Raw genomic sequence first — 14,613 nt, 5'->3', positions numbered from 1 at the left:
CTTACCTAATGATAGGTTTCAGGCGTAACAGTATGTGTTGCAGTTGCGCTGTATCGCTAATGCCAGCAATTGCAATTCTGACAAAATAATCCCTGTGCGACCGCCAGCCACCAGCTTGAAATTGGGGGATCAACAGCACATGGATTTTTTGTTGCGCCAAATCGTCTTTAACTTTTCCAATTTCCAACTTAGGATTAATTTTGACCCATTGAAAAGGACTGTTTGGGGCGCTGAAATCAAATATTTCACGAAAAACAGCAACATGACGTTCTATTTGCTCACGTTGATAATGGATTAAAGGTTCAATAAGATGATGTTCAATCAGATAGCGGATAATTTCAAAGTCTAGCGTCGGTTCTTGCAAATTTAAATTAGTAAATGAATGACGCAATTGTCGATCAAATTGCTGGTCATACAGGAGAAAGGCGACGCGCAAACCGGGCGCAACAATTTTAGAAAAGCTAGTGATATAAATTGTGTTTTGCGGTGCTAAATCAATTATGGCAGGCAATTTTTGTGTATCTAAGTGTCTCAAATAGTCATCTTCAATGATAATAAAATCATGTTGCCTACTCAATCTTGCTAACTGTTGACGCCGAATCAGTGGCATGGAACGATTGGTTGGATTGGATAAAAATGGCATGACGTAAACACCGTTAATTTTTTGAGTGGTGAGTAAATGTTCGAGTGCAACGAGATCCATGCCATCTTGATTTTGTGCAATGGCCAGCAGTTTGATATGCAGTGTTTTCGCTAATTCAATGAAATTAGAATAGGTGTATTCATCGACGACGATTGTGTCATAAGGTTTGAACAAGCCAGACAAGATGACTGCTAAGCCACTCTGCCCGCCGCCGGTAATCAAGGGTGATTGATTCTTGTTCATGGGCACCTGTAAATAATCAAACCACTGCTGACAAATTTGTCGGTATTGTTGGTCGTCAAAAGCATTGGTAGAGTAGCGTGACAAAGTTGCTAATGTGACGTGTGACATAGCTAGTTTGATAGTGCTTTCTGCAAGACTATTAGGCGTGTGTCCCATATTGAGAATACCCAAATCGCTGATATGTGATGCGTTATTTTGTGCTTGAATTGTATTATCGCGCACACCATTAGGCGATACAAAAGTACCACGACCTTTTTCTGAGTAGAGCAGTCCTTGTTTGATCGCCAATTCATAAGCATGTGTGACAGTTGTGAAATGAATGTCTAAAAAATAGGACAGTTCTCGTTGGGAAGGTAGCTGTTTATAGGGTGGCAATATGCCGTTTTCAATGTCGTTTTGAATATTTTGATACAGCGATTGGTAAAGCGGTGGTTGCAAAGGCAATTTGCTGGGGACCCAAGATAAGTCATCATCAACCATAGTTGTTCTCCTAATTATCTGTGATTATTAAATATTATAAGGCATACAATATTTTTATTGTATGCCTTTGTATTTACTGGTAACTTGTTAGTAATCAGAAAAAGGCGGGTTTATGTATGAAAATAAGTGTTAAAGCAATTCTCATCGGTGTGCTATCTGCCTTCTTTTTCTCATTGACCTTTATTTTCAATGAAATCATTGCGAATAAGAACGGTTTTTGGCTATGGTCTGCGTCCCTGCGATTTTTATGGATGGTGCCCATGATGGCTGTTATTTTAGTACCACTCGGTGGGTCATTTAAGCACGTGAAGCAAGCAATCAGTCGGCAACCGCTGTCATGGTGGGTGTGGAGTCATTTTTGTTTTGTGCTGTTTTATGTGCCATTATGTTTAGCAAGCGCATATTTACCGGGCTGGCTGGTAGCAAGCGTCTGGCAAAGCACAATTGTTTGTGGTGTTTTGACGACCCCATTGCTCAACTTACGTGTTAAAGGGAAGACATCAAGACCAAAAATTCCTTTTCCATGGCAAAGTTTGCCTTGGATGGGGTTGATTTTGGCTGGTGTGTTGATGACGGTCATGCAATACATGGGGACAATTCATATCACTGGGCATATCTACTTAGCCCTTTTGGCAATTCTTGTTGGGGCGATTTGTTATCCTTTGGGAAATCGCCAAGTCATGATGATAGCGCCCAAAACAAGTGGAATTGAGCGAATCTGGGGGATGTTGATTTGTACAACACCGACGTGGCTATTGCTTGCTGGGATTAGTTTTGTTGTCAATGGCACCCCTAGCAGCAAAACAGTTATGGCAACTTTTCTGGTGGCGCTGTCTTCAGGTGTGATTGCTACGGCACTCTTTTTCCACGCAACCTCAATGGTTTTTAAGAACATCAAATCATTAGCCAAAGTTGAAGCAACACAAGCGATGGAATTAGTGTTTTCAATCATTTTAAGTGTGATTGTTTTACATCATCCGTTTTCATTTGGTTGGCAATTCTGGGGTGTTTTGGTGATTATTGTTGGTATTGTTGGGATTAGTTTGCGCGATTAAAAAAAGTAGTCGTCTGACTACTTTGGGTTTGACTATGCTTTGGCTTTGGGGGCATGCAACACAAGACCATGCTCTGGTGTTCGAGCGTTGATGACAATGTCTTCAACCTTGAAGATATGTGCCAGTTCATCTTCACTGAATACACCTTTATTTTCAGCGATCTGGCGCAACGATTTGCCAGTACGTAGTGATTCTTTAGCAATTTTAGCAGCTTCTTGATAGCCGATAATTGGGGCCATTGCGGTGGCAAAACTAGCTGACAAATCAATATCCTGTGACAAACGTGATTTGTTAATGGTGATACCATCAACCGCATTGATACGTAGTGTATCCATTGCACGGGTCAAATGTTCAATGCCGGCAATCAGGCTTTTGAAGATAATGGGCTCAAAAGCGTTGAGCTCAAGCTGTCCAGCCTCCGCCGCTGCTGTGATGGTGGCGTCAAAGCCAATCATTTCAAAAGCGACTTGGTTGACTACTTCTGGAATGACGGGGTTAACTTTACCGGGCATGATGGAAGAACCGGCTTGTTTAGCGGGTAGATTGATTTCATGGAGACCAGAACGCGGACCGGAACTAATGAGTCTTAGATCATTTGACATTTTTGATAGGTTGACCGCCAGTGACTTAAGAGCACCTGATAGCGCCACAAAGCTATCTAAATTAGAGGTGGCGTCAAATAAATCATGTGCCTGTGTCAAAGGCAAGTTGGTGATACTAGCAAGGTTTGGGACGATGTGGACTTGATAGTGATAGCTGACATTGATACCTGAACCAATGGCCGAGCCACCCATATTAAGCATATATAGCGCATCGCGAGCGGTGGTGAGCCGTGTTATATCACGACGTAGGGGCTTGAGCCATGCGTGAAAACTATTACCCAGCGTCATTGGCACGGCGTCTTGCAGTTGCGTGCGCCCCATTTTGTAAGTTGTAGAGAACGTGTCAGCTTTGTTGCCAAGAGCGTCAACTAGGGATTCTAATGAGTCAAGCAATGGCGCCATCAAACGAATCAAGGCAATTTTACCAGCGCTTGGATAAGTATCGTTGGTACTTTGACCCATATTAATATGATCATTGGGATTAATGCGTTGATAGTCGCCACGGGCGCGACCAATTTGTTCTAATGCAATGTTGGCAATCACTTCATTGACATTCATATTGGTGCTTGTACCAGCACCACCTTGAATGTCACTAATGGGAAACATACGAGAATCAATTGGTTGCTTGAGGAGTAATTTAGTTGCACTGACAATGTGCTTGGCAATTGAACGATCCAAATTACCTGACGTGGCGTTTGTTTGGGCAGCTGCTTGCTTAATTTCCAGAAAGGCGCGAATAATTTCTGGGTGAGTGACATTATCTGAAATCGGGAAATTATTCAAAGCTCGCTGGGTATGAACACCAAAGTAGACATCTTTTGGTAGTTCGATTTGACCAAGTGAATCTGATTCTGTACGCATGTTGGTTCTCCTTGCAGGTTATGAGAATATTTTACCGCACAAATCGAGTATACCAATTATCTATGTTATGTTTTATGACATCAAAAAAAGGCCCCTCAAGGTGCCTTAATAATTTCAACGTCATTCTCATGACCAATCACAATTTGATTGACGACATCGGTGAACAAACCATGTTCGACAACACCAACCATACCAATAAGTTCTTCACCCAAAGCCCTTGGGTCTTCAATGACTGGTAAATGTAAATCAATTAAGAAATTTGCCGAATCGGTGCGAACAGGATTACCATTTTGGTCTAATCGCCAAGTTGGGTGGAATCCATCTGCGGTAAAGCGCTTGAACAATTGTTCAGAACCATAAGGAATGACTTCCACGGGTAAATATTGTTCGAGTTTTGGGACACGTTTGGTTTGGTCAATGACCCAGATGTTTTCACGTGAATTGAAAGCGACAATTTTTTCCCATAGGAGAGCAGCTCCGCCACCTTTAATGGCTGAAAAGTCGTCGGCAACTTGGTCGGCACCATCAATCGTCAAATCAATTTTGTCGACATCATCAACATTATACATAGGAATGCCTAGTTTAGCCGCATTACGACGCGTTTTCTCGGAAGTTGGGACACCAACAATTTTGAGATTCTCGTTGGCAACACGTTCACCCAATGCTGTGATAACGTGGGCAATGGTCGAACCAGAGCCAATGCCGACCACCATACCATCTTGAACAAATTCAGCGGCACGTCGGCCAGCAATAATCTTTTGCAAATCTTGTGTTGAACTCATGACTTGTATTCAATCTCCTGATAAATGTCGGGATTGCGGAAAAACAAAGCGCGTGCGTATGAGCAGACGGGTTTCACTGTTTGACCGTTTGCTTGTGCTTCATGAACGACAGTATCGACTAACTGACGTGCGACACCTTGACCACGTAGTGATGGGTCAACGATTGTCGAGTTGAGTGACAAGGTTTTGCCATCATTAATTGTGGTATAAAGCACTTCTGCAATTGTTTTGCCGTCTTTTTCCAAAAAATAACGACCATTTTCATGTTGAAAGTCCATAATGATTTCCTCTGTCTACATTATAACAATAGAAGAGCAGTTAAGTGACAAAAATGCTGTCTAAAATTTGACCGAAATAACGTATAATGAAATATAAACAATTAATGAGGTATTTGAAAGATGACACGTGGTTTTGAAATAGTAAGTCAATACGCTAATGCTGGTTTAAATTTTCCTAAGCGAAGCACAACGCAAGCAGCTGGTTATGATTTTGAAGCATCAGCAGACGTTACCTTGCCAAGCGTTTTGAGTAATCCTTTTTTTAAGGGACTCAACATTTTATCCCTTGGTAAACTAAAAGGTATTCGTGATGATGCCGATTTACAAGACCTTTTAAAGCCTGTTTTGGTACCAACGGGTATTAAAGCATATATGGCTGAAGGTGAGTATTTGCAGCTTGTGTCACGTTCTAGCGGTCCAATCAAAAAGCGTATCATGATGCCAAATGCAATTGGTATTGTGGACGCTGACTACTATAATAATGATGCTAATGAAGGTGAAATTTTCTTCCAGTTCATTAACTTTGGCATTAAAGATGTTCACATCAAAAAAGGCGAACGTATTGGTCAAGGCATTTTCTTACCGTACCTGCTGGCTGATGGGGACGATCAAGTTGCTAAACAACAACGACAAGGTGGATTTGGGTCAACGGGTCAAAATTAATGGCAGATGAGGCGACAGATATTGTTTGGCGAGGAGTTGAACACGATTTTAAGTTGCGCGTGACACCAATGATTTAGCTGACTTTAAGCCAACAGCATTGCAGCCGTTTATACGTGAATTGCCTACTACGCCAATCCACCTCATGAATCAAGATTAGGAGAGCAATTCATCACATGCAACAAAAGATAGGTGTTTTAGCAGATGTTCATGGTAATTTAACAGCTTTAGAGGCTGTGATTGCTGATGCAAAAGCGAATGGGGTGACCGAGTTTTGGTCATTAGGAGATATTACAACGTTTGGGCCTGGCACGGTAGCGAGTTATCATTTGCTGCAACAGGAGAACACTACGGTTTTCTTACAAGGTAATTGGGAATCCACTTATTTTGAAATTGAAGCTGGCGAGCCAATAGATTTTGGTAATGCTAAGGATGTGGCCTTTTTGGCTTGGATGTCACGTGAATATGCGGCATTTAATCAGGCAGAGATTGATCAAATCAGGCAGTTGCCAATTAAGCGTCGTGTTGAACGTGCAGGACTAAAAATTGACCTCATGCATAATCAGCCCAATAAGAATTACGGTAGTGATTTATCGCCCGACGCACCACAAGCCAACTTTGATAGAGTATTTCAAGGTAGTGATGCGGACATGGCAATATATGCGCATGTTCATGCTCAAATTATGCGCAGTGACAACATTGTTTATGAACCGTATCGGATGCACCGTATTTTGAATACTGGGACAGTGGGGCAATCGTATCAACTGACTCAAAAAGGTATGATTGCACAGTATTTGTTATTGACATTAGACGATATTGTTGGTGTGGCGAGCGCTGATTTTCGACGGGTCAATTATGATACATCACTTGAAATAGCGCGTGCCAAGCAGGCTGACTGGCCATTTGATGAGTCCTATATTCGCATGTTAAAAACAGGTCAATTTACACGTGATGTTGATAGTTTGGCGGCGGACAAACGTTTTCCACAGTATCAAGCGCAAGCCCAGTCATTTTATCAACAGCTGAAAGGAGAATAACTATCGCTAAAGTTAAAACGCAATTTATATGTACCAATTGTGGGTTTGTATCAGCTCGTTATCTTGGGCGTTGCTCGAATTGTGGTGAGTGGGGGACATTAGTTGAAGAAAAAATTCAACCAGAAACCAATGATCGCAAGAGCCGTGTCAGCCTTGATGGTCGAACGGCCAAAGTTGAAAAAATTAACGAAGTGACTTCTGAGGCGACCCCACGGGTGGCAACGCAACTAAAGGAGTTAAATCGTGTCCTTGGTGGTGGTGTCGTACCGGGATCAATGGTACTGATTGGTGGCGATCCGGGTATTGGTAAATCAACGTTATTGCTACAAGTTTCAGGGCAATTGGCGCAAGCGGGTCGTGTTTTGTATGTAACCGGTGAAGAATCTGCGACCCAAGTTAAATTGCGCGCTGATCGTTTGGGCGTTGGGCATGACGAATTTTACCTTTATCCGGAAACGGATATGACGGCTATCAAAAAACAAATTGAAAGTTTACAGCCGGATTTTGTGGTGATTGATTCGGTTCAAACGATGCAAGAACCAGATATCACGTCTGCCATTGGCTCGGTCTCACAAATTCGTGAGGTAACGGCTGATTTGCTGCAAATCGCCAAGACTAATAATATTTCCATCTTTATCGTCGGTCATGTGACCAAAGATGGTGCTATTGCGGGACCAAAAATTTTGGAACACATGGTGGACACGGTATTATATTTTGAAGGTGATAGTCACTACAAGTACCGTATTCTACGTGCTGTCAAAAACCGTTTTGGGGCGACTAACGAATTAGGTATTTTTGAAATGCGAGATGGCGGGCTAATTGAGGTTGCCAATCCTTCTGAAATTTTCCTTGAGGAGCGCTTGGCTGGTGCAACCGGATCGGCCATCGTGGTGGCATTAGAAGGATCACGCCCAATTTTGGTTGAGCTGCAAGCTTTGGTTACACCGACTGTATTTGGAAATGCGCAACGGACCGCGGCTGGATTAGATCGTAACCGTGTGTCACTTATTATGGCTGTACTTGAGAAACGTGCTAATTTGCTACTGCAAAATCAAGATGCCTATTTGAAGGCGGCTGGGGGCGTCAAACTTGATGAGCCAGCGATTGATTTGGCAATTGCAATTGCGATTGCGAGTTCTTACTATGATAAAGAGTCACAATCTAGTGATGTATTTATTGGTGAAATTGGTTTGACTGGTGAAGTGCGCAGTGTTGCTGATATTGAAGGGCGTTTAAAGGAAGCAAAAAAGCTTGGCTTCAAACGTGCAATTGTACCAAAAAACAATTTAAATGGGATTACCAAGCCACGTGATATTCAAATCGTTGGTGTCGCAACCTTGAGCGAAGCGCTTAAAATTGCGCTAGGGTAACTTTTGCTAAAATCCAGCTCATGTTTGAATTCAAGTAGCTTAAAGACAATGACGTTGCCAACAAAAACGTGACACATAATTTATAAATCAAAAAGGACCGCATTTCCATAAATGTGGTCCTTTTTTGCAACTTCTAAGCGACGTCGACAAGTGGGTTTTTATTCTTTTGAAATGCGACAATGATCAGATGAATTACTATTGTCACAACGCCAATGGCGAAAAGTTGAAGCCAGAGTGTTTCCGTGTGATTGCCACCGTACAAAATGTTGTAATCAGCGCGAATCGCATAAAAACAAGGTGAAATATTACTCATGGCTTTGAAAAATTCAGGCAAAATCGGACGTGGAATTAAGCCAGCACCAGAGACAACTTGTGTCAGCATGAATGGCATATTGATCATAATGCCCAGCTGACCTAATATCAATGAGAAAATTAAGTTGACGTTTAAGGCTGCGAACAATTCTAGTGTGTGTGAGAACCATAGTTGCCAGTAGACGTTCGTGCTGAAATGAATCATGCTCTTGCTGAGGCCAACAATCAATAGAGGCGCAAACATGGCAATCATAACAATAGCGATTTCAGTGTAAATATACGACCGCCAACGACCAATTAATGGTGCAAATGATTTATATGCCATCACAATGAGCATGGCTGCAATCATTGAACCAATATAGAAAGATAGTGACATAAAGAAAGGTGCCATGCTGTGTTGCATGCCGGTTGGCACTTTGTTGACCTTCACAATATCATATTGGTATGATTTGGCAACATTAGCGTAGGTTTGGTTAATTTTTGCCGTGGCTGCTTGCTGTGTTGCCTTGGCTTTTGCTAAAATAGCGTCCTTTTGAGTAGGATTTGCCGCAATCAAAGATTTTGTTTCGGTTTCTAATTGAGATAAGGTTGCTGCTGATAAGACGCCTTTACCTTGCTGAAGTAAAACATTCTTTTGTACCTTGGCACCAACTGATTTTGACATGGTTTCCATAGCAGAGACGGCAGTCGTTGGATTAGCATAGTTGATATAAAACTTTAATTTGGCTGTACTTTTACCATCTATTTTTTTCAATTTGGCATTGAAATTTTTGGGGATGTTAATAATCAAATAAATTTTACGATCATTAAGTTGCGCTTTGGCGTCGGACAAACTGAGATTTTTCTTGATATGTTTGAATGGCAAAGCGTCTTCTAATTGATGAGCGAGCTTTGTGCTATCTTTGTCTTGGCTTACCACGGCGACAGGCAATTGATCAATTTTACTAGGAACCGCTTTGTAGCCAGAAAAATAAATACCGACCATTAATAATCCGTAAAATAAAACGATGATGAGTGCGCCAATCACACCCTTGTTGAGCAGAAATTTTTTGAAATTCATGTGGCTCTCCTTTTTATTTGCTGACAACAGAATAGCACTATTATGTTTTGCATGCAAGTGCTTGCTTGCATTTATGAAGAACAGTCCTTTAAAATAGAAATATGATAATATAGCTAAGAAGAGGTGTGATATGACAACTAATCCAACATCAAAACAAGATTTGATTTTAAATGCTTTCATTACTTTGTTAATTCAGGGTGGCTATCAATCGGCAACTATCAATAAGACAGCCGAAGTGGCGGGTGTTAATCCTAGTACGATATTTCGTAAATTCACTGATAAAGAAGGATTGCTTTCAGCCGTTGTCGAGCGCCATTTGCACGACTTATCGACCATTTTTGATGGCATGGTTGTCATTGGCGACGTCGAAAAAGATTTGATTACGATGTCTAGAATTTATCAAGAATTTCAAGCCAATCATCAAGAGATTGTGCTAGTTGGGGTCCAAGAATCATTTAGAATGCCTGCAATGAGTCGAGCAGTTGAAGAAATACCCCTCCAATTCAAGCAAATGTTAAGAGAATATTTTAAGGACATGCGTGCACAACACAAAATTAGTGACCAAGTCGATATTGAAGCAGCCACTATGAATATGATTTGGTTAAATTTTGGCTATTTTTTAGCAGCTATTCGTTTTGAAAATCCCGATTTGGTAACGCCGCCTGAAGATTTTTATGACAAACAAATTCGTTTTTTTGCCAAAAGTTTAGCAGTATGACTAGCATTCGCTTCGTTATTGGAACTAGCTTCTTGATTGTTGTATACTAGTAGCTAGACAAATCGTGATTACATCACAAATAGGAGATTGATAACACATGACAGAAGACATTCGTGTCCGCTATGCGCCGTCACCAACGGGACATTTACATATTGGTAACGCGAGAACTGCAATTTTCAACTGGCTTTTTGCGCGCCATTATAACGGCACATTCATTATTCGTATTGAAGATACAGATTCAGCACGTAATATTGCTGACGGTGAAAAATCACAGCTGGATAATCTAGCGTGGCTTGGTTTGGATTGGGACGAAAGTCCTGATAAGCCGGGAGAGTATGGTCCTTATCGCCAATCGGAACGTAATGAACAGGGTGTTTATCAAGAATTTATTGATGCTTTGCTAGCCAATGGGCAAGCTTACAAGTCATACAAAACCTCGGAACAATTAGCTGAAGAACGCGAAGCACAACAAGCTGCCAAACAAGCACCACATTATATTTATGAATATGAAGGATTGACTAACGAAGAACGCGAAGCTAAGTATGCTGAATTTGAGGCGCAAGGGCTTAAGCCGGTTGTGCGTTTCCGCGTACCAGAGGAAAAAGTTTTTGCGTGGGACGATATTGTTAAGGGTCACATTGAAATTGGTGCCAAGGAGGTCGGTGGCGATTGGGTCATTCAAAAGGCTGATGGCATGCCAACTTACAACTTTGCCGTGGTGGTGGATGATCATTTGATGAAGATATCTCACGTTTTGCGTGGTGATGATCACGTTTCCAATACACCAAAGCAAATGATGATTTACGATGCTTTAGGTTGGGACGTGCCAAAGTTTGGCCACATGGCATTGATTATCAATGGTGAGACGGGTAAAAAATTGTCAAAGCGTGATGAAAATGTTTTGCAATTTGTCGAACAATATAAAGAACTCGGGTACCAACCACAAGCAATGGTTAACTTTATTGGCTTATTGGGCTGGTCACCTAAGGGTGAGGACGAAATTTTCTCACTCGAAGAATTTAAAAATATGTTTGATGAGACACGCCTATCAAAAGCTAATGCTAAGTTTGACCAAAAGAAGTTGGAGTGGATTAACAACCAATGGATGCGCCGTGACACAGCTGCCGTTATGCCACAGTTAATTCAAGAACTAGTGAATGCTGACTTGATTTCTGAGTCCGATGCGCAACTCAAAAAAGATTGGTTAGCCGACGTTATTAAGATTGCTGGGGTTGATGGCATTTCCTATACACGTGAAATCGTTGCATTAGTGCGTAAGCCTTTCTTTGAACTTGGCGACGTGACTGATGAAATGGTTGACTATTTGACTTCCGATGATGGTCGCAAAGTATTTGATGCTTGGGAAGCCGCATACACAGCTTTGCCAAACGATGCCACAGCAGAAGATTATATGGCAGCCATTCGTGGCATTCAAAATGATTTGGAAATTAAAGGTCGCAATTTGTGGAATCCAATTCGTATAGCCACAACCCACGAAATTCAAGGTCCAAACTTACCAGAAATGTTAGTAGTTTTGGATAAGAATACTGTTCTACAAACAATGGCTGACATTAAACAAAAATATTTGAACTAATAACAGGCGCCACGACGTGGCGCTTTTTGTTTGCAGTGCCTCATGAAAAGCCCCAAGCATTTGACGAGTCCTGTATAATATAAGTAAATATGTTTACAGGAGACAATGTATGATTCAGGTATTCAACACTTTGACTCGCGAAAAAGAGGTGTTCAAGTCAATAACACCGGGCAAAATTAACATGTATGTTTGTGGACCAACAGTCTACAACTATATTCATATTGGTAACGCACGTTCTGCAATTGCCTTTGATACTGTGAGACGATATTTTGAGTATCGTGGATATGATGTGAATTATGTCTCTAATTTTACAGATGTTGATGATAAAATTATTAACCGCGCCCAAGAAGAGGGTATTTCAGAAATGGCAGTGGCTAATAAGTATGCTGATGCTTTTCATGAAGACACATTGCCACTTAATATCAAGCCTGCAACTGTTCGATCACGTGCTACCGAGGTGATTCCAGAAATTATTGCCTTTGTCCAAGACTTAGTTAGTAAAGGCTATGCTTATGAAGTTGAAGGGGATGTTTATTTTCGTGCTAAAAAGTTCAAAGGTTATGGCATATTAGCACATCAAGATTTGGCCGAAATGGAAGCAAACGCCGCAGGGCGTCTTGATGATGAAGAAACGGCTCGTAAAGAAGATCCAATTGATTTTGCAGTTTGGAAAAGTCAGGAAAATCCAGACGTTATTTCATGGCCATCACCTTGGGGCAACGGACGACCGGGTTGGCATATTGAATGCTCGGTCATGGCACAAAAATATTTGTCAGATACCATCGATATTCATGGCGGTGGTATTGATTTGGCCTTTCCGCATCATACAAATGAAATTGCGCAATCTGAAGCGCATACGGGGCAAAGGTTTGTCAATTATTGGATGCATAATGGCTTTGTTAATGTTGATAACGAAAAAATGTCCAAGTCATTAGGCAATTTCACTACTTTGCATGACATGTTGGCTAACTATGATGACCCAATGGCTATTCGTTATTTGCTTGCGACAACACAGTATCGACGACCAATTAATTATGCTGAAGAGACATTAGCGCAGGCGCGTGCGGAATTAGACCGTATTCGTACAGGGTACCGGAATCTTGAGTTCCGTTTGACATCAGCTATCTCAGGTCATGATAATGTGATAGATCAAGAAGTGAATAGACAACAGCAAGCATTTGAAACAGCGATGGATGACGACTTCAACGCCCAAAATGCAATTGCTGCTGTATTTGAGCTTGTGACATTGGCTAATACTTATGCTGAGTCTGATACGGTTAAGCAATCGTCTGGTAATCAGCTACTAGAAACACTTCAGATGTTAATGCAGATATTTGGTGTGGATATTGTCGAAACACAGACTTCTTTAAACCCTGAACAGAAACAATTATTTGATGACAGAGCAAATGCTAGAAAATCACATGATTTCCAAAAATCAGATCAATTAAGAGATGAACTAAACGCTCAAGGGATTATCGTAGAGGATACGCCGCAAGGACAACGTTGGCATAAAGCATAACCCGACAAAATATCAAACAATAAAACCGATAACTGAGACTAAGAAACACATGTCAAAAGTTATCGGTTTTGTTTTTGACAATAAACTCTCTTTTGAAATATTAAGATAAGGTAAAGGGAGGGGCAAATGAAGCGAACGGGGGAGAGGGAAACAGGGAAGAAGGGAGGTAAAAAGCGAACGAAGCGAGGGGAAAACCGAGCTAGAATAAGGAAAGGACAAACGGAGTAAAGTGGAGGTAAAAGAAAGGGAAAAAGGAGTTGACGAGGCGGGATAAAGTTGGTATATTAATATATGTTCTGACGGAGGCAAAAGCGAGTCAGGGCGAGCCGGAAGCATGAGCAAGTCAACGAAGAAAGTAGTTGACAAGACAAGAACAAGGTGATAAGATAATATAGTTGTCTCAAGGGGCAATAAGTAGCACATTGAAAACTGAACAAAACTTTGAACAAACGAATCTGTGGCTGTTACTTAGGTAACAAAAACAAATTTGCGAAGTCAATTCGTAACAAACAATAAACGGATTAGCGTTATAGAGAATATAGCGAAATAATCGTCAGTTTAATCGAAGAGCAATCTTCAAATTTTCAAATTGAGAGTTTGATCCTGGCTCAGGATGAACGCTGGCGGCGTGCCTAATACATGCAAGTCGAACGCACAGCGAAAGGTGCTTGCACCTTTCAAGTGAGTGGCGAACGGGTGAGTAACACGTGGACAACCTGCCTCAAGGCTGGGGATAACATTTGGAAACAGATGCTAATACCGAATGAAACTTAGTGTCGCATGATACGAAGTTAAAAGGCGCTTTGGCGTCACCTAGAGATGGATCCGCGGTGCATTAGTTAGTTGGTGGGGTAAAGGCCTACCAAGACAATGATGCATAGCCGAGTTGAGAGACTGATCGGCCACATTGGGACTGAGACACGGCCCAAACTCCTACGGGAGGCTGCAGTAGGGAATCTTCCACAATGGGCGAAAGCCTGATGGAGCAACGCCGCGTGTGTGATGAAGGCTTTCGGGTCGTAAAGCACTGTTGTATGGGAAGAACAGCTAGAATAGGGAATGATTTTAGTTTGACGGTACCATACCAGAAAGGGACGGCTAAATACGTGCCAGCAGCCGCGGTAATACGTATGTCCCGAGCGTTATCCGGATTTATTGGGCGTAAAGCGAGCGCAGACGGTTGATTAAGTCTGATGTGAAAGCCCGGAGCTCAACTCCGGAATGGCATTGGAAACTGGTTAACTTGAGTGCAGTAGAGGTAAGTGGAACTCCATGTGTAGCGGTGGAATGCGTAGATATATGGAAGAACACCAGTGGCGAAGGCGGCTTACTGGACTGTAACTGACGTTGAGGCTCGAAAGTGTGGGTAGCAAACAGGATTAGATACCCTGGTAGTCCA

At 41.8% G+C, this 14,613-nt stretch carries 12 protein-coding genes and 1 rRNA gene (1 of these 13 running past the window's edge); 8 read left to right on the top strand and 5 right to left on the bottom strand.

Annotation, left to right across the window (positions count from 1 at the left end):
• Nucleotide 1 precedes the first annotated feature (1 nt).
• Nucleotides 2–1,366, bottom strand: coding sequence for a PLP-dependent aminotransferase family protein (locus ACI3ES_RS10510; protein WP_317212523.1), 1,365 nt, complete (start codon nucleotides 1,364–1,366; stop codon nucleotides 2–4).
• Nucleotides 1,367–1,482: 116 nt separating this feature from the next.
• On the opposite strand from ACI3ES_RS10510, the gene ACI3ES_RS10505 reads away from it, so the two are divergent.
• The gene (locus ACI3ES_RS10505) at nucleotides 1,483–2,421 is read left to right on the top strand and encodes a multidrug resistance efflux transporter family protein (RefSeq protein ID WP_114667478.1); all 939 of its coding nucleotides are present in this window, start codon (nucleotides 1,483–1,485) and stop codon (nucleotides 2,419–2,421) included.
• Nucleotides 2,422–2,453: 32 nt separating this feature from the next.
• Here the strand turns inward: ACI3ES_RS10505 and ACI3ES_RS10500 are convergent, their stop codons facing one another.
• From ACI3ES_RS10500 to ACI3ES_RS10490, 3 genes are all read right to left on the bottom strand, one after another.
• On the bottom strand, nucleotides 2,454–3,884 hold the full coding sequence (locus tag ACI3ES_RS10500; protein ID WP_080519296.1) for an aspartate ammonia-lyase: 1,431 nt from the start codon (nucleotides 3,882–3,884) through the stop codon (nucleotides 2,454–2,456).
• A gap of 95 nt (nucleotides 3,885–3,979) precedes the next feature.
• Entirely contained in the window at nucleotides 3,980–4,666 is a 687-nt protein-coding gene (gene rpiA, locus ACI3ES_RS10495) for a ribose-5-phosphate isomerase RpiA (protein WP_114667477.1), read from the bottom strand.
• Nucleotides 4,663–4,944 (bottom strand): GNAT family N-acetyltransferase, encoded by a 282-nt coding sequence (locus ACI3ES_RS10490; protein ID WP_004910985.1) that lies wholly within the window; start codon nucleotides 4,942–4,944, stop codon nucleotides 4,663–4,665. Before ACI3ES_RS10490 ends, rpiA begins: the two co-directional genes overlap by 4 nt.
• A gap of 120 nt (nucleotides 4,945–5,064) precedes the next feature.
• On the opposite strand from ACI3ES_RS10490, the gene ACI3ES_RS10485 reads away from it, so the two are divergent.
• The 3 genes from ACI3ES_RS10485 (at nucleotide 5,065) to radA (ending at nucleotide 8,011) form a co-directional block, all read left to right on the top strand.
• Nucleotides 5,065–5,607 carry a deoxyuridine 5'-triphosphate nucleotidohydrolase gene (locus ACI3ES_RS10485; protein WP_114667476.1) on the top strand — a complete coding sequence of 181 codons (543 nt, stop codon included), beginning with the start codon at nucleotides 5,065–5,067 and terminating at the stop codon, nucleotides 5,605–5,607.
• Nucleotides 5,608–5,780: 173 nt separating this feature from the next.
• Nucleotides 5,781–6,641, top strand: a complete 861-nt coding sequence (locus ACI3ES_RS10480; RefSeq protein WP_114667475.1) for a metallophosphoesterase — start codon at nucleotides 5,781–5,783, stop codon at nucleotides 6,639–6,641.
• Nucleotides 6,642–6,643: 2 nt separating this feature from the next.
• The gene (gene radA, locus ACI3ES_RS10475; protein WP_080519300.1) at nucleotides 6,644–8,011 is read left to right on the top strand and encodes a DNA repair protein RadA; all 1,368 of its coding nucleotides are present in this window, start codon (nucleotides 6,644–6,646) and stop codon (nucleotides 8,009–8,011) included.
• 133 nt (nucleotides 8,012–8,144) lie between these two features.
• On the opposite strand, the gene ACI3ES_RS10470 is transcribed toward radA, so the two are convergent.
• A complete protein-coding gene (locus ACI3ES_RS10470; RefSeq protein ID WP_188353953.1) occupies nucleotides 8,145–9,383 on the bottom strand; it encodes a YhgE/Pip domain-containing protein in 1,239 nt (412 codons plus the stop codon).
• Between the two features lie 130 nt (nucleotides 9,384–9,513).
• Between ACI3ES_RS10470 and ACI3ES_RS10465 the strand changes: the two genes are divergently transcribed.
• The 4 genes from ACI3ES_RS10465 to ACI3ES_RS10450 all read left to right on the top strand — a co-directional run.
• The gene (locus ACI3ES_RS10465) at nucleotides 9,514–10,101 is read left to right on the top strand and encodes a TetR/AcrR family transcriptional regulator (RefSeq protein ID WP_114667651.1); all 588 of its coding nucleotides are present in this window, start codon (nucleotides 9,514–9,516) and stop codon (nucleotides 10,099–10,101) included.
• A gap of 97 nt (nucleotides 10,102–10,198) precedes the next feature.
• Nucleotides 10,199–11,695, top strand: coding sequence for a glutamate--tRNA ligase (gltX, locus tag ACI3ES_RS10460; protein ID WP_004911032.1), 1,497 nt, complete (start codon nucleotides 10,199–10,201; stop codon nucleotides 11,693–11,695).
• Nucleotides 11,696–11,804: 109 nt separating this feature from the next.
• Nucleotides 11,805–13,214: a cysteine--tRNA ligase gene (cysS, locus tag ACI3ES_RS10455; protein ID WP_114667650.1), complete on the top strand. Its 1,410-nt coding sequence runs from the start codon at nucleotides 11,805–11,807 to the stop codon at nucleotides 13,212–13,214.
• Nucleotides 13,215–13,799: 585 nt separating this feature from the next.
• Nucleotides 13,800–14,613, top strand: a 16S ribosomal RNA gene (locus tag ACI3ES_RS10450); it runs 737 nt beyond the window's last position.

Source organism: Leuconostoc falkenbergense (assembly GCF_045801155.1).
In the GTDB taxonomy this organism is placed as follows: domain Bacteria; phylum Bacillota; class Bacilli; order Lactobacillales; family Lactobacillaceae; genus Leuconostoc; species Leuconostoc falkenbergense.
The sequence above is the reverse complement of the archived record's forward strand: the minus strand, read 5'-3'. Positions and strand labels throughout refer to the sequence as shown.

Bases quoted from the DNA above. Each gene is read 5' to 3' on its own strand.
- ACI3ES_RS10510 (WP_317212523.1), bottom strand. From the start codon at position 1,366: ATGGTTGATGATGACTTATCTTGGGTCCCCAGCAAATTGCCTTTGCAA.
- ACI3ES_RS10505 (WP_114667478.1), top strand. From the start codon at position 1,483: ATGAAAATAAGTGTTAAAGCAATTCTCATCGGTGTGCTATCTGCCTTC.
- ACI3ES_RS10500 (WP_080519296.1), bottom strand. From the start codon at position 3,884: ATGCGTACAGAATCAGATTCACTTGGTCAAATCGAACTACCAAAAGAT.
- rpiA (WP_114667477.1), bottom strand. From the start codon at position 4,666: ATGAGTTCAACACAAGATTTGCAAAAGATTATTGCTGGCCGACGTGCC.
- ACI3ES_RS10490 (WP_004910985.1), bottom strand. From the start codon at position 4,944: ATGGACTTTCAACATGAAAATGGTCGTTATTTTTTGGAAAAAGACGGC.
- ACI3ES_RS10485 (WP_114667476.1), top strand. From the start codon at position 5,065: ATGACACGTGGTTTTGAAATAGTAAGTCAATACGCTAATGCTGGTTTA.
- ACI3ES_RS10480 (WP_114667475.1), top strand. From the start codon at position 5,781: ATGCAACAAAAGATAGGTGTTTTAGCAGATGTTCATGGTAATTTAACA.
- ACI3ES_RS10470 (WP_188353953.1), bottom strand. From the start codon at position 9,383: ATGAATTTCAAAAAATTTCTGCTCAACAAGGGTGTGATTGGCGCACTC.
- ACI3ES_RS10465 (WP_114667651.1), top strand. From the start codon at position 9,514: ATGACAACTAATCCAACATCAAAACAAGATTTGATTTTAAATGCTTTC.
- gltX (WP_004911032.1), top strand. From the start codon at position 10,199: ATGACAGAAGACATTCGTGTCCGCTATGCGCCGTCACCAACGGGACAT.
- cysS (WP_114667650.1), top strand. From the start codon at position 11,805: ATGATTCAGGTATTCAACACTTTGACTCGCGAAAAAGAGGTGTTCAAG.